The sequence below is a fragment of the Actinokineospora lacus genome, from assembly GCF_053813445.1.
The window spans coordinates 374,207-395,966 of the sequence record NZ_JBQERA010000005.1 but is presented as its reverse complement, the minus strand read 5'-3'; the positions used below and the strand labels follow the sequence as shown (position 1 = coordinate 395,966).

General features: G+C 71.7%; 16 protein-coding genes. 11 read left to right on the top strand and 5 right to left on the bottom strand.

The annotated features are described in order from the left end of the window. Positions 1 to 137: 137 nt before the first annotated feature. On the top strand, positions 138 to 3,611 hold the full coding sequence (locus tag ACTG9Q_RS15050) for an ATP-binding protein (protein WP_455573383.1): 3,474 nt from the start codon (positions 138 to 140) through the stop codon (positions 3,609 to 3,611). Here the strand turns inward: ACTG9Q_RS15050 and ACTG9Q_RS15045 are convergent. Together ACTG9Q_RS15045 and ACTG9Q_RS15040 are read right to left on the bottom strand one after the other, a co-directional pair. Next, on the bottom strand, positions 3,586 to 5,148 hold the full coding sequence (locus tag ACTG9Q_RS15045) for an NAD(P)-binding protein (protein ID WP_455573382.1): 1,563 nt from the start codon (positions 5,146 to 5,148) through the stop codon (positions 3,586 to 3,588). The genes ACTG9Q_RS15050 and ACTG9Q_RS15045 overlap by 26 nt on opposite strands. 78 nt (positions 5,149 to 5,226) lie before the next feature. After that, positions 5,227 to 5,715 carry a hypothetical protein gene (locus tag ACTG9Q_RS15040; protein ID WP_455573381.1) on the bottom strand — a complete coding sequence of 163 codons (489 nt, stop codon included), beginning with the start codon at positions 5,713 to 5,715 and terminating at the stop codon, positions 5,227 to 5,229. Positions 5,716 to 6,072: 357 nt separating this feature from the next. On the opposite strand from ACTG9Q_RS15040, the gene ACTG9Q_RS15035 reads away from it, so the two are divergent. The 5 genes from ACTG9Q_RS15035 to ACTG9Q_RS15015 all read left to right on the top strand — a co-directional run bounded on the left by ACTG9Q_RS15035 (position 6,073) and on the right by ACTG9Q_RS15015 (position 13,806). Then, positions 6,073 to 10,161 (top strand): SpoIIE family protein phosphatase, encoded by a 4,089-nt coding sequence (locus tag ACTG9Q_RS15035; protein WP_455573380.1) that lies wholly within the window; start codon positions 6,073 to 6,075, stop codon positions 10,159 to 10,161. Further along, positions 10,161 to 10,478 (top strand): STAS domain-containing protein, encoded by a 318-nt coding sequence (locus ACTG9Q_RS15030; RefSeq protein ID WP_455573379.1) that lies wholly within the window; start codon positions 10,161 to 10,163, stop codon positions 10,476 to 10,478. The genes ACTG9Q_RS15035 and ACTG9Q_RS15030 overlap by 1 nt, the downstream gene beginning before the upstream one ends. Before the next feature lie 226 nt (positions 10,479 to 10,704). Further along, positions 10,705 to 11,952: a serine hydrolase domain-containing protein gene (locus ACTG9Q_RS15025; RefSeq protein ID WP_455573378.1), complete on the top strand. Its 1,248-nt coding sequence runs from the start codon at positions 10,705 to 10,707 to the stop codon at positions 11,950 to 11,952. Between the two features lie 68 nt (positions 11,953 to 12,020). Continuing rightward, positions 12,021 to 12,695, top strand: coding sequence for a VanSc-type vancomycin resistance response regulator transcription factor VanR (gene vanR-Sc / locus ACTG9Q_RS15020; protein ID WP_455573377.1), 675 nt, complete (start codon positions 12,021 to 12,023; stop codon positions 12,693 to 12,695). Positions 12,696 to 12,705: 10 nt separating this feature from the next. Beyond that, positions 12,706 to 13,806, top strand: a complete 1,101-nt coding sequence (locus ACTG9Q_RS15015) for a sensor histidine kinase (RefSeq protein ID WP_455573376.1) — start codon at positions 12,706 to 12,708, stop codon at positions 13,804 to 13,806. A 1,029-nt stretch (positions 13,807 to 14,835) separates the two neighbouring features. Here the strand turns inward: ACTG9Q_RS15015 and ACTG9Q_RS15010 are convergent. Then, on the bottom strand, positions 14,836 to 16,467 hold the full coding sequence (locus ACTG9Q_RS15010) for an amino acid adenylation domain-containing protein (RefSeq protein WP_455573375.1): 1,632 nt from the start codon (positions 16,465 to 16,467) through the stop codon (positions 14,836 to 14,838). Positions 16,468 to 16,941: 474 nt separating this feature from the next. On the opposite strand from ACTG9Q_RS15010, the gene ACTG9Q_RS15005 reads away from it, so the two are divergent. Together ACTG9Q_RS15005 and ACTG9Q_RS15000 are read left to right on the top strand one after the other, a co-directional pair. Beyond that, complete coding sequence (locus tag ACTG9Q_RS15005) at positions 16,942 to 17,154, top strand: hypothetical protein (protein ID WP_455573374.1); 213 nt, start codon at positions 16,942 to 16,944, stop codon at positions 17,152 to 17,154. Positions 17,155 to 17,326: 172 nt separating this feature from the next. After that, complete coding sequence (locus ACTG9Q_RS15000; RefSeq protein ID WP_455573373.1) at positions 17,327 to 17,854, top strand: EF-hand domain-containing protein; 528 nt, start codon at positions 17,327 to 17,329, stop codon at positions 17,852 to 17,854. A 95-nt stretch (positions 17,855 to 17,949) separates the two neighbouring features. On the opposite strand, the gene ACTG9Q_RS14995 is transcribed toward ACTG9Q_RS15000, so the two are convergent. Then, positions 17,950 to 19,149 (bottom strand): S8 family peptidase, encoded by a 1,200-nt coding sequence (locus ACTG9Q_RS14995; protein ID WP_455573372.1) that lies wholly within the window; start codon positions 19,147 to 19,149, stop codon positions 17,950 to 17,952. Positions 19,150 to 19,765: 616 nt separating this feature from the next. Between ACTG9Q_RS14995 and ACTG9Q_RS14990 the strand changes: the two genes are divergently transcribed. The 3 genes from ACTG9Q_RS14990 to ACTG9Q_RS14980 all read left to right on the top strand — a co-directional run bounded on the left by ACTG9Q_RS14990 (position 19,766) and on the right by ACTG9Q_RS14980 (position 21,436). Beyond that, positions 19,766 to 20,158: an AMIN-like domain-containing (lipo)protein gene (locus tag ACTG9Q_RS14990; protein WP_455573371.1), complete on the top strand. Its 393-nt coding sequence runs from the start codon at positions 19,766 to 19,768 to the stop codon at positions 20,156 to 20,158. 184 nt (positions 20,159 to 20,342) lie between these two features. Beyond that, positions 20,343 to 20,711: an asparagine synthase-related protein gene (locus ACTG9Q_RS14985; protein ID WP_455573370.1), complete on the top strand. Its 369-nt coding sequence runs from the start codon at positions 20,343 to 20,345 to the stop codon at positions 20,709 to 20,711. Next, positions 20,708 to 21,436, top strand: coding sequence for a lasso peptide biosynthesis B2 protein (locus ACTG9Q_RS14980; protein WP_455573369.1), 729 nt, complete (start codon positions 20,708 to 20,710; stop codon positions 21,434 to 21,436). The genes ACTG9Q_RS14985 and ACTG9Q_RS14980 overlap by 4 nt, the downstream gene beginning before the upstream one ends. A gap of 57 nt (positions 21,437 to 21,493) precedes the next feature. On the opposite strand, the gene ACTG9Q_RS14975 is transcribed toward ACTG9Q_RS14980, so the two are convergent. Continuing rightward, a complete protein-coding gene (locus tag ACTG9Q_RS14975; RefSeq protein ID WP_455573368.1) occupies positions 21,494 to 21,631 on the bottom strand; it encodes a hypothetical protein in 138 nt (45 codons plus the stop codon). Positions 21,632 to 21,760: the final 129 nt, after the last annotated feature.

Genomic DNA, 21,760 nt, shown 5'->3' with positions numbered 1-21,760 from the left:
AGCAACCCGTGCCGACAACGTTAGGAACCCCGTGCAGACGCGGCGCAGATCCGGCGCAGACGCCCCGATCGCGGGATCGCGCGAAGGCATGTCCGGACCGGACAATGGGTGTCGCGCGTGGACAGACGGGGGTGGACATGGCACTCGCCGTACGGCTCACGGGCGAGGTGGCCGTCGAGCGCGGCGGCCTGCCCGCCGCGGGCCGGGCGCTGCGGTCCACCCAGGCCCAGGCCGTGCTCGCCCTGCTGGTGCTCGAACGCGCGCGCCCGGTCGGCCGCGACGAGCTGGCCGCGCTGCTCTGGGGCGACGACCCGCCGTCCTCGTGGGAGTCCGTGCTGCGCACCGCCGTCGCCAGGGTGCGGGCCGCCCTCGCCGACGCCGGGCTCGACGGCCGGTCCGCGGTCAGGGCCACTCCCGGCGGGTACCGGACGACCCTGCCCGCCGACACCGCCGTCGACGTGGAGCAGGCCATCGCCGACGCCGACGCGGGCCTGGCCGCCCTCGACGCCGGTCTGCCCGCAGGCGCGGTGTGCCGCCTGGCGGCGGCGGAGGCGGTGGCGGGCGCGCCGTTCCTGGTCGGGACCGAGGGCGCCTGGGTGGGCGCGTGGCGAACCCGGCTGCGGGCGCTGCGCGTGCGCGCGCTGGAGGCGCTGTGCCGGGCCAGGACCGCCACCGGGCAGGCCGCCGAGGCCGCGCTGGCCGCCAGGGAGGTCATCGACCTCGACCCGTTCCGCGAGTCGGCGCACCGGCTGCTGATGACCGCGCTGGCGGCGGCGGGCAACCGGGCCCAGGCCCTGGTGGTCTACGAGCAGTGCCGCGCCCTGCTGGCCGAGGAGCTGGGCGCCGACCCGTCCCCGGAGACCGAGGCGGTGTTCCTCGGGCTGCTCGACACCGGGTCCCGGCCAGTCCCCCGGCCGCGGGCCGACCTGCCCGCCCGGCTGCGCGCGGAGAGCGGCGGCCTGCTGGTCGGGCGCCTCCGCGAGGTCGCCGCGGTCCGCGAGGCGATGGTGCGCGACACCCAGGGCCCGCCGTCGCTCGCGCTGGTGGCGGGCGAGGCGGGGATGGGCAAGACGGCACTGGTCGCGCACGCCGCGAGGTCCGCGGGAGACGCGGGTGCGCTGGTGCTCCACGGCCGCTGCGACGAGGAGGTCGTCCTCGCGTACCGGCCGGTGGTGGAGTGCGTCGCGCAGCTGGCCGCGCACCTGCCCGCCGAGACCGTCGCCGAGCACGTCGCCGTCTACGGCGCGGGCCTGCCCCGGCTGGTGCCCGAGCTGCGGGTTCCGGTGCCCGCCGCCGACCCGGGCGCCGACCAGCAGACCGAGCGGCACCTGCTGTTCCGGTCGGTGGCCGCGCTGCTGGCCTCCGCCGCCGCCGACCGGCCGCTCGTCCTGGTCATCGACGACCTGCACTGGGCGGACAAGCCCTCGCTGCTGCTCCTGCGCTACCTGGCCACCGCCGCCGACCCGGCCCGGCTGGCCTTGGTCGCCACCTATCGCGACGGCGACCTCGCGGGCGACGCCGAGCGGACCGTGCGGGAGTTGCTGGGCCTGCCGGGGGCGCGCCGGGTGGCGCTGGCCGGGCTGGGCGACGACGACCTGGTCCCGCTGGTGGAGTCCGCCGCCGGACAGCGGCTGGGCGGGGCCGCCGTCGCCTGGGCGCACGCGGTCGGCCGGGAGTCCGGCGGCAACCCGTTCTTCGCCCGCGAGCTGCTGGCCCACCTGGTCGAGACCGGCTGGTCGGCGGCGGACCCGGCCGATATCGGGCTGCCGGAGACCGTGCGCGAGGTCGTCGCCCGCCGCGTCGACCGGCTGGGCGGGCGGGTGCCCGCCGTGCTGGCCTGCGCGTCGGTGCTCGGGCAGGAGTTCGACCTGGCCACCCTGGCGGTGGCGGCGGGCGAGACCGAGGACGACGTGCTCGACGGCCTCGACCGGGCGGTGGGCGCCGGGCTGCTGGTGGAGCGGGCGGGCGACGAGTTCGCCTTCCGGCACGCCCTGGTGCAGCGGACCACGTACCAGCGGATGGGCGAGACCCGCAGGCGGCGGCTGCACCGGGCGGTGGCGCGCGCCCTGGAGTCGGGGCCGCTGCCGGGGGCCCGCGTGGGTGAGCTGGCCCGGCACTGGCTGCTCGGGCACCGCCCCGACGAGGCCGGGCACGCCGCGGGCGCCGCCCGCGCGGCCGGGGTCCGCGCCCTCGCCGACCTGGCCCCCGACCAGGCGCTGCGCTGGTTCACCGAGGCGCTGTCGCTGGTGGCGGCGGGCGACCCGCTGCGCGTCGACGTCCTCATCGGGCTCGGCGAGGCCCAGCGCGGCGTCGGCGACCAGGCCTACCGCGAGACGCTGCTGACCGCGGGCAGGCTGGCGGAGGCCGGTGGCGACACCGCCCGGCTGGTGTTGGCCGCGGTGGCCAACAACCGCGGATCCGTGTCGAGCAGCGGCCGCACCGACACCGAGCGGGTCGCGCTGCTGGAGTCGGCCATCGCCGCGATCGGCGACGACCCGCACCCGCAGCGCCCCCTGCTGGGCGCGACCCTGGCCGTGGAGCTGCTCGCCGACGACCAGGCGGACCGGCGGCGCGCGCTGGCCGACGGCGCCGTGGACCGGGCCCGCGCCCTCGGCGACCCCGGGGTGCTCGGCCGGGTGCTGGCGCTGCGCTTCGAGGCGACCTGGGCCCCGGCGACCCAGGTGCGCAGGCTCGCCGACACCGCCGAGCTGCTGGGGCTGGCGGGCGGCTCGGCGGACCGGCGGCTGCGCTTCCTGTCCGCCCGGCTGCGGGCGATCGCCTGCTGGGAGGCGGGCCTGCTGGCCGAGTCCGACGCCAGGGTGGCCGAGGAGCTGCGGATCGCCGCCGACATCGGGGAGCCGTACCTGCGCTGGGTGGCCGCGCTGTCCGAGGCGGGCAGGCTCCAGGCCGCCGCCCGCCTGGCCGAGGCGGAGGCCGCCGCCGAGGCGGCCCTGCGCCTGGGCACCGACGCGGGCGAGCCGGACGCGGTCCTGGCCTACGGCGCGCAGCTGATGGGCCTGCGCCGCCAGCAGGGCCGGGCCGGGGAGCTGCTCCCCGCGCTGTCGGGGATGGTCGACTACTCCGACTACGACATGCGCCCGGCGATCGCGCTCATCCACACCGAGGACGACGACCTGGACGCCGCCAGGGCCGCGGTCGGCGACGTGCTCGACCGGCCGCTGCCCGAGCCCGCGTCGCAGTTGCAGGTGCAGCACCTGTGCCTGCTGGCGGTGGTCGCCTCCGCGCTCGGCGAGGGGTCCGCGTGCCGCCGCCTGTACGAGCGGCTGCGCCCGTGCTCCGGGCTGCTGCAGCTCAACCAGGTGGTCCGGGAGGGCCCGATCGACTACCAGCTGGGCCTGGTGGCGTGCGGCGCGGGCGAGCTGGACACCGCTGTGGAGCACCTGACCGCGGCGGTGCGGGACGCCGCGGCCCTGCCGTACTGGTTGGCCGAAGCCCAGGTCGCCCTCGCCGACGCGCTGCTGCGCCGGGGCGGTGCGGATTCCGCCGCCCGGTCGCTGGTGGAACGGGCGTGCGCGACGGCGGTCGCGCACGGTTTCGGGGGCACCGCGCGGAAGGCGGGGCGGGTCAGGGTCGGTGCAGGCGGCGGGTGACGGCCATGCGCTGCGGCTGGGACAGGACGGGGAACATCACGTCCAGGTAGAACAGCAGGAACATCCCGTAGGCCAGGACGTGGTGGCGGGGCAGCGGGTACGGGCTGCCGAAGGCGTAGTTGGCGATGGCCATGGCGGAGTCGAGCGCGCCCTCCTCGGAGTCCGTCGTGGTGTTGTTGCCCGCGAAGTAGACGTTGGTGTCCTGCTGGCCCGCCATCGGGAACCAGCCCTTGCCCTGGGCGCGGTAGAGGGTCTTCTTCGGACCCGCCATGTACGTCGCCGACCACATGCCGTGCGTCCACTCGCGGTGGAACTTCACCGTGTCCGGCCTCGGCCTGCGGGCGGGCCTGCCCTTCTCGCCGTACATGGTCAGGTAGAGGCCGTCGGCGGCCGGGTCGGCCATCAGGTTCTTGAGGACGAACGTGGTGTAGGTGTCGGCCAGGTCGTAGTGCGGCCAGCGGTCGAGGCCCGCGTAGGCGGCGGTGAACTGGAGCGTTTCGAGCTGCCCGCGCATCCGCGGGGCCAGGACCTCCACGTCGGTGTGGACGTAGCACTCGCCCCACATCAGCGGCCACTGGGACTTGGCGACGTAGGGCGCGTAGCAGGTCTCCCACAGGGCGCGGTTCCGGTCGTTGTCGAGCAGGTCGGCGTTGGTCCACATGTCGGTGGTGAGGACGACCTTGTCGAACACCTCCTCCCGCTCCCCGTCGGCCGACACCCAGCGCACGTGGACCGGGCGCCCGGGGTGCTCGGTGTCCGTCCACACCGCCGTGGCCGTGGCGCCCAGGCGGACCCGCGTGGTGAGCGTCGTCGCGGCGCGCGAGGCCATGGCCCGCACCCAGGACGAGCTGCCGTCGGTGAAGCGGGACCAGCCCTTGCCGGGCTGGGTGAACGACCCGAGCGGGGTGGCGCAGAACGGGATCGTGTCGAACAGCGGCGCGAGGTCGGCGAAGGTGACCTGGTCCAGGTTGGCGTTGCCGTAGCCGTTGATGATGCTCAGGTAGGGCGAGACGAAGTAGCCGGCGAACGTGGCGGGGTCGGTGATGCCGCGCGGGTCGCGGAAGAAGTCGGCGACGGTCCGGCCCGCCCAGCCGTCCCACACCGAGCGCTCGATGAACTCGGTGAACGCACGGGCGTCGGCGGCCATCTGCGGGCTGTACAGGGCGAAGTCGGGGCCCTGCTGGTAGGCGGGGAAGTTGCCCCAGTTGGCGGGCGCCCCGGTGTCGGGCCGATCGGGGAACGCGCAGCCCACGCGCAGGTCGTCGAACGCGGTGAGCGGCACGCCCGCGAAGTCGGGGGACCGCAGCATCACGGCGACGTTCGGGTACACCAGCTCGGAGATCAGCTGCACGCCGACGTCGACGTCGACGATGCCGCCGTTGTAGGCGATCGGCACGGTCAGGGAGTGGCCGCCCAGCTGGTCGTCGTCGTGCAGGAGGGTCGCTTCCCACTCCCCGCACACCGTCGGGTCCTGGGCCAGCGCCCACAGCAGGGATGCCCCGGTCGCGCCGCCGCCGACCACGCAGACTCGCTTCACGCACCGCAGCGTAAAAGGGAAAACGGCCTGCGGGCGGCGACGTCACCCGACCGTGCGCTACGTCCACTCCACCCGGGATCAGCGCAGGCTGAGCAGGAGGACGGCCTTCCCGCCCTGGATGGCGGTGATCCGGAAGACCTGGTCGTTGGTCTGCTGAACCGAGCCGACCGGGCCCCCGATCGAGGTGGTGAAGCCACTGGACGAGCCCGACAGGCTGACGGTGTCCCCGGTGACGGTGACCGTCATCGGCCCGCTCGGCCCCTTGTTGGGCAGTGAGTCGCCGGTCGTGACGATGACCTCGCAGCGGCCGTCGGCGCAGGCCCGGAGATCGCGCCCGTCCGCGGCTCTGAGCGCCGCCCCGCCTGACGGATGGGTCGTCGGCTCGCTCGTGGGCTGGGCCGTTGGCTCGGTCGCCGTTGCCTCGGTCGCCGTCGGCTCGGTCATCGGTTCGGTCGTCGTCGTGGTGGTCGCGGGCGGCGTGGCCGATGCCGCGCTTCGCGGCTCGCCGTCGGTGCTGCAGCCAAGCAGCAGAGCCGCGGGCAGTGCGATCAGCATTCGCTTGATCATGGCCGTCACCCTACGTCGGCCGCGGCGGCGCCCCCGTCACCCGGCCCGCGTCGCGAGCAATCATGAACACCGTTCAGATACAGGTGTTGGCTGACGGCAGGCGGTGTCGTGGCCGTACGCTCTTGCGCGACCCACCACCGCCGGGTGTCGGTGACGTCACGAGCTGATCGTTCGGCGCGCCCGCCCCCGGTGCGCGAGAGTTGGCCACGGCATCGCCCACCTCTCGCTCGGACCACCGGCCGGTCAGGTCGGAATTCGGGTGGGCGGTCGGGCGGCGAAGCGGTGTGGATGTGGTCGGGTTGAGCGAGAGGGCGCCTGGTGACGCGTTCGGGTGACGGTGAGCAGGAGTTGCCGGAAGTGGGCGTTTTCGCCGCTGACGGCGTGGTCGGCGCCGACCTCGCCGTCGTGGACTGGGCGGCGACACCGCTGGGGCCGCCGGAGGGCTGGCCGCAGAGCCTGCAGACCGCGGTGCGCATCCTGCTCTCGTCGAAGTTCTCGATGTGGATGGCGTGGGGCCCGGACCTGACGTTCTTCTGCAACGCCGCCTACCGCCGCGACACGCTGGGGCGGAAGTACCCGTGGGCGCTGGGGCGGCCCGCCCGGGAGGTGTGGGCGGAGATCTGGGAGGACATCGGTCCGCGGATCACCCGGGTGCTGACCACGGGGCAGGCGACCTGGGACGAGGCGCTGCTGCTGTTCCTGGGGCGCTCGGGGTACCCGGAGGAGACCTACCACACCTTCTCCTACAGTCCGCTGTGGGACGACGCGGGCGCCGTCGTGGGGATGCTGTGCGTGGTCAGCGAGGAGACCCAGCAGGTCATCGGCGAGCGCCGGATGACCACGCTGCGGGACCTGGGCTCCGATCCGAGCGTGGTGCGCACCGAGCAGGAGACGCTGGCCTTCTCCGGGCAGCAGCTGAGCCGGAACCCGCGGGATCTGCCGTTCACCCTGACCTACCTGTTCCAGGACGGCGGCGAGGCGCGGCTGGCGGCCGCCACCGGCTTCCCGGCCCGGCATCCGGCCGCCCCGGCGACACTGCCGGTCGACGGCTCAGCGGTGTGGCCGGGGGCGGCCCTGGCCCGCGCGGAATCCGTGCTGATGGACCTCCACGGCGAGGCGTTCGCCGACCTGCCCGCCGGTGAGTGGCCGGAGCCCCCGACGCGGGCGCTGGTGGTGCCGCTGCTGCGCCAGGGCAACGCGCCGTACGGGTTCCTGGTGGCCGGGCTCAACCGGTACCGGGCACTGGACGATGGCTACCGCGGGTTCATCGAGCTGGTCGCCGGGCACGTCGCGGTGGGGATCGCCAGCGCCCGCAGCTATCAGGCCCAGCAGCGGCGCGCGGACGAGCTGGCCGAGCTGGACCGGGCCAAGACCGCGTTCTTCTCCAACATCAGCCACGAGTTCCGCACCCCGCTCTCCTTGATCACCGGTCCGGTCGACGAGCTGCGCCGCCTGCTGGGCGATGCCGACGAGCGCGTGCGCGAGGAGCTGGAGGTCATCCACCGCAACGGCCTGCGCCTGGTCAAGCTGGTCAACTCGCTGCTCGACTTCTCCCGCATCGAGGCGGGCCGGATGCGGGCCCGCTACGAGCCGATCGACCTGGCCGCCGTGACCGCGGAGCTGGCGAGCGTCTTCCGCTCGGCGGTCGAGAAGGCGGGGCTGGAATTCAGGATCGACTGCCCTGCCCTGGCCGAGCCGGTCCACCTGGACCGCGGCATGTGGGAGAAGGTGATCCTCAACCTGCTCAGCAACGCGCTGAAGTTCACCTTCGACGGCTCCGTCCGCGTGAGCGTGCGCGCCGCGGACGAGCACGCCGAGGTCGTCGTCGCCGACACCGGCATCGGCGTGTCCGCCGAGGAACTGCCCAGGCTGTTCGAGCGGTTCCACCGCGTCGAGAACACGCGGTCCCGCTCGAACGAGGGCAGCGGCATCGGACTGGCGCTGGTGAAGGAGCTCGTCGGCCTGCACGGCGGCACGATCACCGCGGACAGCGCGGAGGGCGTGGGGACGACGTTCACGATCCGCCTGCCCCTCGGGACGGCCCACCTGCCCGCCGGGTCGCTGGCGCCGGGAGGCTCCGGTGCGGGGGTCTCCGTGACCGCCGAGCCGTACCTGCAGGAGGCCCTGCGGTGGCTGCCCACCGACACGGCGGGCTCGGCGCAGGCGGGAGCGCCCGCGTTCACCTCGGGGCCGACGGTGCCCGCGCGCGTGCTGGTCGCCGACGACAACGCCGACATGCGCGAGTACCTCAGCCGCCTCCTCGTCGAGGCCGGCTACCAGGTCGACACGGCCACCGACGGCCAGGCCGCGCTGGAGGCGGTCCGCGCCGCGGCGCCCGACCTCGTGGCCAGCGACGTGATGATGCCCCGGCTCGACGGGCTGGCCCTGGTCGCCGCGCTGCGCGCGGACCCGCGCACCGCGTCGGTCCCGGTGTTGCTGCTCTCCGCGCGGGCCGGGCAGGAGGCCTCGATCGAAGGGCTGCAGGCGGGCGCCGACGACTACCTGGTCAAGCCCTTCGCCGCCGCCGAGTTCCTGGCGCGCGTCCGGGCCAACGTGGAGCTGGCGCGGCTGCGCAACCACCACATCCGCTGGCGGACCGCGCTGGTCGACTCCCTGCAGGAGGCGTTCTTCGTCTGCGACGAGGACGGCGCCGTCATCGAGATCAACACCGCGTTCACCGACATCCTCGGCTACGGGGCCGAAGGACTGCCCTACCCGCCCAACCAGCCGTGGTGGCCGGACGCGGCCACCGATCCCGAAGCCCACCAGCAGGTGACCGACGTCGTCGCCGGGCTGCGGGAGCACATCCAGGGCAGCTGCACCATCCCGGTCACCCACCGCGACGGGCACCGGCTGTGGATCACCGCCACCTTCAACCAGGCCCACGACCCCGACACCGGGCGGCGGGTGTCCGTCGGCACCTTCCGCGACGTCACCGCCGAGCACTACGCCATCCAGCGGGACAACGCGCTCGCCTCGCTGAGCACCCGGCTGTCCGAGGCGACCGACGTGACCGACGCGCTGACCGGCACGCTGGCCGAGCTCAAGGACCTGTGGCGGGCGCGGATCGTGCTGGCCGCCGTCTACGAGCACGGCGACGAGCCCACCCTCACCAGCACCGACCCCGCGGCCACCTGGCGGGAGCTGCCCGACGAGCGCCGCCTGCTCCTCACCGAACTGCGACAGGGCCCCCCGCTTACCCCGATGAGCGACCCGACCGGCGCGGGCATCTTGCTCGACCACCCGGACGGGCCGCTGGTCCTGTGGATCGACCTCGGGCCCCTGCGCCCCTTCACCACCGAGGACGAGCTGCTGCTGTCACTGCTCGCCGGGCACCTGGCGCAGGGACTGGGCCGGGCCCAGCAGATCGACCAGCAGCGCGAGACCGCCATCGCCCTGCAGCGCGCGATCCTGGGCCCCGCCCACCTCCCAGCGGGCTTCGGCGTGCGCTACCAGCCCGCCACCCGCCGCCTGGAGGTCGGCGGCGACTGGTACGACATCATCACCCTGCCCGACGACCGCATCGGCATCGTCGTCGGCGACTGCGTCGGCCGGGGGCTGCAGGCCGCCAGTGTCATGGGGCAGCTGCGCAGCGCCTGCCGGGCCCTGCTGCTGGAGAACCCCAGCCCCTCCCGCACGCTGATGGCGCTGGACCGGTTCGCGGCGAGCCTGTCCGGCGCGCTGTGCACCACCGTGTTCTGCGGTGTCCTCGACCCGGAAACCGGGCGCCTGACCTACTCCAGCGCCGGGCACCCGCCGGGCATCCTCGCCCATTCCGGCGGCGGCATCGACCTGCTGGCGGACGGCCGCTCCGTGCCCCTGGCCATCCAGCCCGGCAGGTTCCGCCCGGAAGCCGAGTGCGCCATCCCCGCCCGCGCCACCCTGCTGCTCTACACCGACGGCCTGGTCGAGCGGCGGCGCCGCTCGCTCAGTGAGGGCATCGACCGGGCGGGCGCGGCCGTGCAGGCGGGCAGCGACCTCCTCGTCGACGACCTCGCCACCCACGTCATGGGCGCACTGGCCCCCGCCCGCGGCTACGACGACGACGTCGCCCTCCTGCTCTACCGCCATCCCGGCCCGCTGGAGGTGACCTTCCCCGCCGAAACCGGTGAGCTCACGCCCGTCCGCCACACCCTGCGCCGATGGCTGGACACGGTGCGGGTCCCCACGCAACTGACCCACGACGTCCTCGTCGCCGCGGGCGAGGCCTGCGCCAACGCCATCGAGCACGCCAACCCCAGCGCCCCCATCCACCTGCGCGCCGAGGCCCTGGTCCACACCCTGCGCCTCACCGTCTCCGACAACGGCGCCTGGCGGACCCCGCGCCCGGAGGCCAACCCCCACCGCGGCCGGGGCATAACCCTCATGCGCACCCTCATGCAGCACGTCACCATCACCCCGAGCGCCACGGGCACCACCGTCGACATGTCAACGAGGATTTCTTGATGACCACTTCCCTCACGCTGACCCCGGGCAGGCGCAGCGATGGAACCGCCCTCCTGACGGTCGCGGGCGAGATCGACATGAGCAACAGCGAAACCTTCGCCGACGCCCTCGTCGCCACGAACGGCCCGCTCGTCATCGACCTGACCTCCGTGGAATACCTCGACAGCGCAGGCCTGACCGTCCTGTTCACCCACGCCGACCGCATCGAGCTCATCGCTCCCCCGCTCCTGTCCCCCGTCCTCACCATCTCCGGCCTCTCCGACCTGGTGACCATCCACAACGCGAACCCGAATCCGGACAACCCTGAGCAACCATGACAACGCGCACAACGCCGTCGAGTCTGACGTCTTTCGCGTCGTAATTGGACATCGGAATCTTGGGCCTGGTCGGTTTGACAAACCGTTGACGAGATATCAGGTCGGGTGTATCGCGGGCATATCGAAAATCGCATACGGCATCGCAACGGTTCCGCGTCTTCAGTAGAGGACATGAACCACAGCGCGTCCGTACATGTGGTTTGTCGATCGGGAAAGGACCGTGATCGTGAACTCTGATTCCGCGGGTGGGATCGACCGGCGGCGGTTGCTCGGATGGGGTGGGCTGACGGCAGGCGTGGCGGCCGGTGCGCCGCTGGTGGGCGCCGGGCTCGCCCACGCCGCGCCCGAGTCGTCCGGGCGCGGTCGAATCCCGCCGGACACCCGGCCAGGCGGGGCCTACGACCGGTACGTGGCGACACTGGCCGCAGAGGACAAGTTCTCCGGTGTGGTGCTGCTGTCGTACCGGGGCCGGACGGTGCTGTCACGCAGTTACGGCATGGCTGACCGGGAGAAGGGGATCGGCAACCACGAGGGCGTCGCGTTCAACCTCTCCTCGGCGAGCCAGCCGTTCCTGGCGGTGGCGATCCTGCAGTTGGTGCAGCAGGGCAGGGTGGCGCTGTCGGACACGGTGGGCAAGCACCTGACGGGCTTCGCCCGGGAAATCGCCGAGCAGGTAACCATCCACCACCTGCTCACCGGCACCTCCGGCCTGGACGCCCCGATGCCGGACTGGCACCGCGTCTTCCACAGCAGGGAGGAAGTGCGCGAGTACCACCAGCAGTGGGCCCGGCAGGCAGAGTTGGTGGCCGTTCCCGGTTCGAACGACAACGGCCACCGCCCTGGTGGGGGCGCGGCCCTGTCCATCGCCGCGCAGGTCGTGGAGGCCATGTCCGGCATGACGTTCTGGGACTACGTGCACCGGCACGTCTTCGGGCGCTGCGGCATGACCGGCTCGGCGTACTACACCAGGCAGCAGTGGCTCACCGACGAGCACATCGCGCACCCGTACATGCTCCAGGCCGACGGCAGCCGGGTGGACGCCGTCCGCCACCTGGACAAGGGCAGCGTGAGCCCGCACATCCCAGGCAGGAACCCGGGCCGCGCGTTCATCGGCTACTCCTCGGGCGACGGCTTCGTCACCGCGCCGGACCTGGTCCGGTTCGCGAACGCGCTGCGTGACGGCACGGTGCTGGCCCGGCCTTACGCCGACCTGTTCGCCGGGGCCAAACTCCCCGGACACGGCCCCACGTCGTACCGGGCGTACACAATGCCGATCTCGATCATCGGTGACCAGTGGGTCATCGGGCGTGGCGGCGGCGCTGGCGGCATCGGCGCCAGCTGGAGCATCTACCCGAACACCGGTTGGGTCGGCGTCATCCTCAGCAACTACGACGACATTCCGTTGCTGGAGATCGGCCTGCAGGAAGTCAAGGCCATCACCGGCGTGACGCTCGACCCGCCAGGCGGCGGCTGACGCCACGGCTGCGCATGTCCGCGGTTTGGATAGGTTGGCGATATGCGCGGGCTCGTAGCATCGTGGGTATGCGTGTGCTGATCGTCGAGGACGAGCCCTATATGGCGGAGGCCATTCGCGATGGGCTGCGCCTGGAGGCGATCGCGGCCGACATCGCCGGGGATGGGGACACCGCGCTGGAGTTGTTGGGTGTCAATGCCTACGACATCGCCGTTCTCGACCGCGACATCCCCGGCCCCTCCGGGGACGAGATCGCCGAGCGCATCGTCGCTTCCGGCAGTGGTATGCCGATCCTCATGCTCACCGCCGCCGACCGGATCGATGACAAGGCAACCGGGTTCGGGCTCGGTGCCGACGACTACCTGACCAAGCCCTTCGACCTCCGAGAACTGGTGCTCCGGCTCAGGGCGCTCGACCGCAGGCGCGCGCACAGCAGGCCGCCCGTGCGGGAGATCGCGGGCCTGCGGCTGGACCCGTTCCGCCGCGAGGTCCACCGCGACGGGCGCTACGTCGCGCTCACCCGCAAGCAGTTCGCCGTGCTCGAAGTCCTCGTCGCCGCCGAGGGCGGGGTCGTCAGCGCCGAGGAACTCCTGGAACGGGCCTGGGACGAGAACGCGGACCCGTTCACCAACGCCGTGCGCATCACGGTCTCGGCCCTGCGCAAACGCCTCGGCGAACCCTGGGTCATCACCACCGTGCCCGGCGTCGGCTACCGCATCGGCGCCGGGGACGAGCGTGGATAGGGCGCCCGGGATGAGCGTCCGCCTCAAACTCACCCTCAGCTACGCGGGTTTCCTCATGTTCGCGGGTGTCTCGCTGCTCGCGGTCGTGTGGGTCTTCCTGCTCCGCTACGTACCCGAGACGATCCACACAGCACCTCCCGGACGGGGGTCGCCGCCCGGCCCGAGGTTCGTGCCCGACCGTTCCGACCTGCTGGAAGCCTTCGGCCCGAAGGCCGTCGCGATGCTGGCCCTCCTGCTGGTGTTCAGCCTCCTGGGCGGATGGGTCCTCGCGGGCAGCATGCTCGCGCCCCTGACGCGCATCACCAACGCCACCCGCCTGACCGCGAACGGATCGCTCTCCCACCGCATCCGGCTGGAAGGCCGCGACGACGAGTTCCGCGAACTCGCCGACGCCTTCGACGCCATGCTCGCGCGGCTCGAGGCCCACGACGCCGAGCAGCAGAGGTTCGCCGCCAACGCCTCCCACGAACTGCGCACCCCGCTGGCGATCACACGGACACTGCTCGACGTGGCCCGCAACGACCCGGACCGCGATGCCCGCGCGCTCCTCGACCGCCTCCACCTCGTCAACACCCGGGCGATCGACCTCACCGAGGCGCTGCTCCTGCTCAGCCGCGCCAACCAGCGCTCCTTCACCCGAGACCACGTCGACCTGTCCCTCATGGCGGAAGAAGCCGAGGAAACGCTGCTCCCCCTCGCGGAAGAACGCGGCATCGCCATCGAGACCTCCGGCGACCCGGCCCCCACCACCGGCTCCCCCGCGCTCCTGCTGCAGATGACCACGAACCTCGTGCACAACGCGATCATCCACAACCTGCCTGGACCGGGCACCGTGTGGGTCACCACCAGCGTTCACCCGACGACGGCCGCGCTCACCGTCGAGAACACCGGCGAGAAAGTCTCCCCGCAACTGGCGTCCACGCTCGCCGAGCCGTTCCAGCGCGGCAGCGAGCGCACGCACCGCGACCACGCGGGTGTCGGCCTCGGCCTGGCGATCGTCAACAGCATCACCCAGGCCCACGACGGGACCCTCACCCTCACCCCCCGCCCCGGCGGGGGTCTGCGCGCCACGGTGCACCTGCCCGCCGCCGCTCGTACCCGCCGAACATAGCGGCGGTCCCTTGTGGATTCCCGCCCGCGGTCCCGTCACCGCTCGGGTTGGGCCCCGGGCTCCTCGCACGGCTCGGACACCTCGCCCCGCATCCGGTACACGCAGCGCGGGACGCTGTCGAAGTCCTTGATGTCGTCGATCCGCAGTATCGCTATCGGGCGGTTCGACCCGTCGCGGTGGACGCTGAAGTCGATGGGGCCGACCGCGCCCTCGAAGCACGGCTCGCCCTGGGACGTGGCCTCTCCCGCGCAGGCGAGTTCGCGGAACTCCTGGGCGATGGCGGCCCGGTTGGGGGCGAACAGGCTCGGTTTGATCCGCTCGCGGTTCTTGTTGTTGTCCACGAGCCGCACGAACAGGCTCGCGGCGTCGTAGGCGATGCCGGTGCGCTCGCTGGGCCACGGCCGGTCCGCGGCCTCCGCCACCGGCCGCAGGGCGCTCTGGAAGGCCCGCCACGCCGGGTCGGGCGTGGTGTCCAAGGAGTGCAGCCGGTTCAGGCCCCCGCACAGGGCGACGATCGGATGGGCCGGGCTGCCCACACTGGAATCCTGCGCGGGCACGCCCTCCGCGACGCAGGACGGGCCCGCCAGGACGACCTCGCTGCCCAGGGAGACGTAGTGCAGCGGCACGCCCGCGAAGTCGTCCTGGTGGCGCAGGCGGCGCTGCGCGACGAACCGGGTGACCGCGTCATCGCCCACCACCAGGGGCGGGTGCTTCACGCACTGGTTGCGCACGCGCCGCAGGAAGCCGAGGACTTCACCTTCCCGGCCTCCGTAGAAGGCCAGTTGGTCGCGCCCGCAGCGGATGGCGGTGTTGCTGACATTGTCCCACCGCACCACCTGCTCCGATGTCCCGCGCTGCGCGATGAACTGCGCCTCCAGGGAGTCGAGGTAGGAGTCGGGGCTCGCGTCCGGCCGGTAGTGGGTCACCGCCTTGCGGGTGTGGCTGCCGTACTCCAGCACCAGCCTGACCTCGGCGGTGTTGCCCGGAACCATCTGGAAGTACATCGGCGAGCGCTCGGCGAGGTCGTCATCACCGGTGAGCGTGGTGGCCAGCACCGGGATGCCCCGGTCGCCAAGGGCGCCGATGGCGCTCTCGGTGGCGATCACGGTGCGCCCCATCCCGACCACGCCCATCACGGACAGGTCGGCGTCGAACAGCGGCGCCAGCAGCCGGTCGGTCACCTCCCTGGCGTGGCCCATCCCGGTGCCGCCGTTGGCGACGATGACCCGCAGCAGCGGGGCGGTGGCGCTGGTGGTGCCGTTGTCCTGGCTCTGCCTGACCAGCAGCCCGGCCAGCTCCTCGGTCACCGCGTCCGCGGTGTGGGGCACGTCTTCCTCGTTGGTGAACTCGCCGAAGTACACCACGGTGACCAGCGGGCGACCCGAGTTGCTCTTCCTGACCCGCAGCGCCTTCGCGTTCTGCTCGAAGATCGCGGCCTGCGCCGCGCGCAGGCGGTCGTTGTCGCCGAAGATCGCCGGTGCGGTAGAGCCGTTCCGTGGGCACGAACGGGGAGGGCAGGAAGCTGCCGTCGGTCAGGTCCGGCCGGTTCAGGTACCCGCGCGCCACCTGCGCTCCGCCGATGTACAGCTGGCCGATCTCGCCGATGTCCACCGGCGCCATGTCGTCGTCGAGGATGTAGCACTGCGTGTCGTGGACCGGGACGCCGATCGGGATCGTCCCCATGCCCTCGCCGATGGTCTGGCGGTCGACCACGTGCGCCGTCGTGTTGATGGTGCACTCGGTCGGTCCGTACAGGTTCACCAGGACCACGTCCGGCAGCAGGTCGGTGACCTGGCGTGCCAGGGACCTGGACAGGGCCTCTCCGCCGGAGAACACCCGCCGCAACGAGGAGCACAGGGCGAGCTCGTCCAGCTCCACCAGCGCCTGCAACAAGGTGGGCACGCACTGGAGCGCGGTGACGCCGTAGTCGACGATGGTCTTCACCAGCGCCCGCGGGTCGCGGTAGAGGCCGGGTGGGCACATGACGACACGGCCGCCCACAGCGGGGGCCAGCACTTCCCACTGCGCGGCGTCGAAGCTGATCGGGGTTTTCTGGAGCACCGTGACGCCGGGCCCGAGATGGCCGCAGGCACGCAGCCAGCGCAGTTGGGAGACGACGCTGTGCTGCTCGATCATCACCCCCTTGGGTCTGCCGGTGCTGCCCGAGGTGTAGATGACGTAGGCCAGGTCCTCGGGCAGCACCGGCGTTTCCGGTGGCGCCGCGTCGTTGCCCGCGGGCATGGTGACGATGGCCGTCCGGGGCGGCAGGAGCGGTGTGAGCCTGTCGACCAGGTGCTCCTGGGTGACGACGATGCGCGCCTCACTGTCCTCGACCATGAAGCGCAGCCGGTCTTTCGGGTAGTCGGGGGACAGCGGCAGGTAGGCGCCTCCCCCGAACAGGATTCCCCACACGCCCACCATGAGTTCGAGGGAAGGCTCGGCGTAGAGCCCGACGCAGCGATCCCGGGTGACACCCGAGCGCCACAGCCGACCGGCCAACCGCCTACTGTCCCGAACCAGTTCCCGGTAGGTCAGGTGTCGATCCCCGAACGAGACCGCCACGTGGTCGGGCCGCGCTCGCGTCTGGGCCGCCATCAGGTCCGAAAGGGACTCTCCGAAAAGGACTTGCTGCTTCCTGCCGGTCATCATGTGCTGCCGCAAGGCTTGCCTTCCTGGGTGCGCTGGGTCGTGGCACGGGCCGACGACCGCCCGAAGAGGACGGGTCATATCGACGTCACCTCGGACTCGTCGGCAGAACCGGCACCCGGACGGAGGCGTCGATCAACGGGGATGTCCGCGCATGGGCCTCCGGATCGGTTCGATGTCGTGGTCGCATCGGCAGCCCGCGAGCGAATTCCGCGACTGGCTGACAGAGGGATGTACGGGTGCGTCCCGATCAGTGGTCGACTGCGCGACGCTTTACACCGAATACAACATCGGTTCGCCGGAGGCCCTCGCTTGACAAGCCTGACAGGGGTTCACCCGCCTGGACTCCAGGCACGCCTAATCGGTGTGCCCGCGGCGGCACTAAAAGTCACGCCGTCGCCCCGCGGGAAATGATCCCGGGTCAAACACGCGCGCCGCGTCGGCGATCTCGGCTCGGGTCTGGTGTGCCTGGGTCACCGACGGTTCGGCATGGCCGCGGCCGCCGTGGAGGGCCGTGGCTCGGTCGCGGGCCTGTGGACGCTGCACAACGTCCTGTTCGGCTTCAACCAGGTCTTCCTGGCGATAGCGCTGCTGGGCTTCACCGCCGCCGGGGCGGGTGTGGGGTTCATCCCCGCCTGGCACGCCTGGCTCGGATGGATCAGCTGGATCGTCGCTTGCGGCATCACCCTGCTGACCACCTGAGGAGCAACCAGGGTTTGAGGGCATGCAAGCCGAACAGGGCTGACACAGAAGTGTGCGGTCGCCGCACCTATGGGTGGCGCGTCCCCGCTCGCCGGGCACGGGTCCGCTCTGGCGGCTAGAACCGGAATCAGGATCTTCCACCGCACCTCGACCAGCCAGTCCGGAAGGCGCCATGCTCACCAAACAGCAACTCATCGACCAGACCTTCGGCAGCGCCGATGTCGACGGCGACGGCTACCTCACCAAGTCGGACCTGGTCGGGCGGGCCACCCTGTTCGCCGACGCGATGCTGGACAAAGCCACCTCCCGTGACGAAACCGCCGACATAGCGGACATGCTCACCACCGCGGCGGATCTGATGCCGAAGATGGCGGCGGAGCAGTGGGAGCGGATCAGGGCGGTCGCGCGCTTGGACGACCAGGGCCGGTTGACCCGCGACGAGTTCGCCCGGATCATCGTCCACCTCGTGGAGGGTGAGGTCACCGACGCGCACCAACTGGTCATGGACGCCACCTGGCACTTCCTGGACCCCGACGGCGACAACGCCATGAACCGCGATGACTGGAACCGCTTCGCCAAGGCCAACGACATCACCATCTACGTCGATGAGCTGTTCGAGGAGATGGACAGCGATCGCGACGGCAGGGTCAGCAAGGACGACTACCTGGCCGTCCCCGCCGCGTGGAACAAGCGCTCGTGACGGACGGAAAGGCGTTCCAGCGCGTGGAGATCAGGCCATGACGCCCCGACGCCGCCCGGTCCACGCGGACCGGGCGGCGTCGAGGTGTGTGGTGGTCAGGACGTGGGAGCCAGGTAGAGCAGGCGGTTCGGGGAACCGGTGCCCGGGTTGGTGACCACGTTCGGGGTGGCGGCGGAGGTCAGGTTGCTGGCCACCTGCGCCGGGGTGAGGCCGGGGCTGCCGCTGAGCACGCGCGCGGCGGCGCCTGCGACGTGCGGGGCCGCCATCGACGTGCCGCTGATGGTGTTGACCGCGGTGTCGCTGGTGTGCCACGCCGAGGTGATGTTCTGGCCGGGGGCGAAGATGTCGGTGCAGGTGCCCCAGTTGGAGAACGACGCGCGGGCGTCGGTGTTGGCGCTGGCGTTGACCGTGATCGCCTCGGCCGTGCGCGCCGGGGTGAAGTTGCAGGCGTTGGAGTTGGAGTTGCCGGAGGCGATCGCGTAGGTCACGCCGTCGGCGATGGACCTGCGGACAGCGGATTCCAGGGAAGCGTTGCTGCCGGAGCCACCCAGGGACATGTTGGCGACCGCCGGGCCCGAGGTGTGGTGGTTGGTCACCCAGTCGATGCCCGCGATGACCCCCGCCCAGCTGCCGGAACCGACGCAGGAGAGGACCTTCACCGCGATGAGGCGCACCGACTTGGCCACACCGTAGGAGGCGCCGCCGACGGTGCCCGCCACGTGGGTGCCGTGGCCGTTGCAGTCGGAGTTGTTGCCGTCCCCGACGGTGTTGGTGCCCCACGACGCCCGGCCGCCGAAGTCGCGGTGGGTGGTGCGGATGCCGGTGTCGATGATGTACGCGGTGACTCCCGAACCGGTGGTGGTGTAGGAGTAGCTGTTGTTCAGCGGCAGGTTGCGCTGGTCGATGCGGTCCAGGCCCCACGACGGCACCGGGGACTGGGTCGCGGCGAGCTGCACCGGGGCGTTCTGTTCCACCAGCGCCACGGCCGGGTCGGCGGCGAGGCGGCGGGCCGCCTTCGCGCTCATGGTGCCGGAGAACCCGCGCAGCGCGTGCTCGTAGGTGTGCTCGATCGACACGCCGTGCCGGTCGGCCAGGGCACCGACCAGCGACCGGGTGCTCTGCGTGCCGAGCGCCCCCTCCTTGAACGTGACGATGTAGCTGCCGGGGATGCCGTTCGCCGCGGCGACGACAGTCCCCTCGGCGGCGGTTGCCTGGCCGGTCAGGACCGCGGAGGCGGTGGCGGAAATCGCCAGCGCGGTGACCAGACGGGTTCGGACAGCGCGGAAGCGCGTCATAGAGGTATCTCCCTCACGACGGGACATTGCAGGGTGTGTTGGTCCGCGCGGACTGCTTCTGACTCTAAAGCGGCTGCCCTGGGGCCGACAATCGCCCAGTTGACACTTAAAAATGTAGTGCGTTCGGCCGCGAACTGTTGACAACACAATGATGTTCACACAGCCCGGGACCGGTAGGCTCGTACCCCACTTCACCGCCGTCGCGCTCGCCACGCACCTCGCGCACCCGGATCGGGCATTCCCGTCACCACTTGCCGGTGGCCGTGGCCGCCTCGATCGCCGACCGTGGCTCGGCACCCAGCCGATGAGGGCCGTCATGCCCAGGATCTTGCGCGGCGACCTCGCACGCCATCTCTCTCTCCTGAAGGAGCAACGCCGTGGATAACCACACGTCTTAACCTGTATCGAGCCGCCAATTGCGCGGTCTGAAATTTGAGGGGACACAGTGAAAACCATCATTCGAAGAACGGGACTGCTGGCGACCGCGTTGGCCGTGGCTGTCGGGCTCGCCCCGACCGCCGTCGCCGCGCAGGCCCCGACGCACTCATCGACCTCGGCGGCCGCACCGTACTGCGGAATCACGTGGGGGTCCCGGCAGAAGACCACCACCCTCACCGTGCCCTCGCCGGTGCTGACGAACATTCGCGCGGGCAGGCACGACTGCTACGACCGACTGGTGCTCGACACCCGCGGAAAGTCCGCTGGATATCGGGTGTTGTACGTCGACACCATGACCGATGTCAGCGGTGAGGTCGTGCCGCTGCGTGGCGGCGCCAGGCTGTGGATCAACCTGAGCGCGACCTATGACAGGACGGACGGACCTGTGTTTCCGTGCACGAACTGCGCCGAGGTCGTGAACGTGTCCGGCTACTCGACCTTCCGCCAGGTGGCCTGGGCCGGCGCCTATCGGCACTCGACCCTGGTCGGACTGGGCGTGCGGGCCTTGCTGCCATTCCGCGTGTTCACCCTGCCCGGCCGTCTCGTGATCGACGTGGCACACCGCTGGTGACAACCGGACGGGCCGACCTTCCCGCAAGGGAGGATCGGCCCCGAAGCGGCAACCTCAACCGGGGACGGGCACGACGTTCAAGAACCGCCGTCCCTCCTCGGCACCACTCCGACGGTGCATGGTGTGAGCACCGCTCTCCGCGCGGGTTCAGCAGTGTTTCAGCGAGCTGGCCAGGCCCTACGGCGTGTGGCCGCAGAGCCCGTTCCTCGACGGTGACGTCGTCCGGGCGTGCATGTCGGTCCCGGCGCACGAGCGCGTGATCGGAGACGAGGTCAAGCCCTTGTTGCGCGCATCGCTGCGCGGGCTCGTCCCGGGCACCGTGTTCGACCGGCGCACGAAGGGGGACTACCTCGGTGAGGAATACCTCGGGGTGCGGGCCAACGCGGCCGAGTTGCGCGCCAGGCTCGTCACGTCGCCGTTGGCCGATCACGGACTGATCGAGCCGCGGGCGGTCCTACGGTCCGTCGACCGGATCGTGATGGGCGCGGACGGGCCTTTCCCCGCGTTGAACCGGTTGGTCGCCTTCGACCTGTGGCTCAGGAGCATCTCATGACCCACGCGCACGTGCCCGCGCACCTTCACGCGGCCGACGGCGCCGCGGGAAGCGTCGTCGTGCTGAACGTCCGGTCGGGGCGGTGGCACGTCCTGAACGCGGCCGCGGCCGCGTTGTGGCAGGAGGTCGGGCGTACGGAGGATGTCGGTCGCGCGGTCAGGGTGGTCGCCGAGCGGTATCCGCCCTCCGCTCACGAGACCTTCCACGCCGATGCTCGACTGGTGATCGACGATCTGTCCGAGCGCGGGCTCATCGCCTTCGGCAGGTCCAGGGGACGTGTCCGGGGGCCCGTGGCCGCGCGGCCCGGCCCGCCCGCTGAGGTCGGCGCCAAGGGCGCGACCAACGGGCGCCATGTGCCTGCCGTGGCCCGCATCGCCGCACCACTGGCGATCTGCCTGCTCCGGCTGCCGTTCCGAGTGGCTGTCCGCGTGGTGGGTGCGGCGAACAGTCGCTGGTGCGTCAGGGATTCCACCATCGCCCAGGCCGTCGAGGCGACGACCGCGGTGGAGACGGCTCTGCGCGGTTACCCCGGCCGGGCGGCGTGCCTGGAGCACTCGCTCGCGGCGGTGCTCGTCTCGCTGCTGCTCCGGCGCAGACTGCGCTGGGTCTTGGGCGTGGCGAAAGACCCCTACCGCTTCCACGCATGGACGGAGACCGGTGACGTGGCGATGGCAACGTCCGATCCCACGCCGCTCACGGAATTCACCCGGGTGATCGCCGTGTGACCGACAGCCGTGGGGGCCGGCCGGGATGTCCCGGCCGGCCCCCACGGAACCTGGTCGTTAGCGCACGGGCAGGTAGGGGAAAATCCCTGCCGCGAACCCCACGACCACGAAGACGAGCACAAGCACCACGACCCGAACGGTCCTGGTGAACTCCGGCCACGTGCACCGTCCGGTCAACTCAATACGGATCTTCATGTCATCCACTTCCCTGTCCCTGGGGGTGTGAGCCCAGTCAACCCTCACGAGGCAGAAGGGCGCAACGCGTTGCCCAGCAAGGATTTCCGCGATGAGCTGGCTGATTCTTCAAGGCTACTTGCCGTTCCA

Bases quoted from the DNA above. Each gene is read 5' to 3' on its own strand.
- ACTG9Q_RS15050 (WP_455573383.1), top strand. From the start codon at position 138: ATGGCACTCGCCGTACGGCTCACGGGCGAGGTGGCCGTCGAGCGCGGC.
- ACTG9Q_RS15040 (WP_455573381.1), bottom strand. From the start codon at position 5,715: ATGATCAAGCGAATGCTGATCGCACTGCCCGCGGCTCTGCTGCTTGGC.
- ACTG9Q_RS15030 (WP_455573379.1), top strand. From the start codon at position 10,161: ATGACCACTTCCCTCACGCTGACCCCGGGCAGGCGCAGCGATGGAACC.
- vanR-Sc (WP_455573377.1), top strand. From the start codon at position 12,021: ATGCGTGTGCTGATCGTCGAGGACGAGCCCTATATGGCGGAGGCCATT.
- ACTG9Q_RS15015 (WP_455573376.1), top strand. From the start codon at position 12,706: ATGAGCGTCCGCCTCAAACTCACCCTCAGCTACGCGGGTTTCCTCATG.
- ACTG9Q_RS15005 (WP_455573374.1), top strand. From the start codon at position 16,942: ATGGCCGCGGCCGCCGTGGAGGGCCGTGGCTCGGTCGCGGGCCTGTGG.
- ACTG9Q_RS15000 (WP_455573373.1), top strand. From the start codon at position 17,327: ATGCTCACCAAACAGCAACTCATCGACCAGACCTTCGGCAGCGCCGAT.
- ACTG9Q_RS14995 (WP_455573372.1), bottom strand. From the start codon at position 19,149: ATGACGCGCTTCCGCGCTGTCCGAACCCGTCTGGTCACCGCGCTGGCG.
- ACTG9Q_RS14980 (WP_455573369.1), top strand. From the start codon at position 20,708: ATGACCCACGCGCACGTGCCCGCGCACCTTCACGCGGCCGACGGCGCC.
- ACTG9Q_RS14975 (WP_455573368.1), bottom strand. From the start codon at position 21,631: ATGAAGATCCGTATTGAGTTGACCGGACGGTGCACGTGGCCGGAGTTC.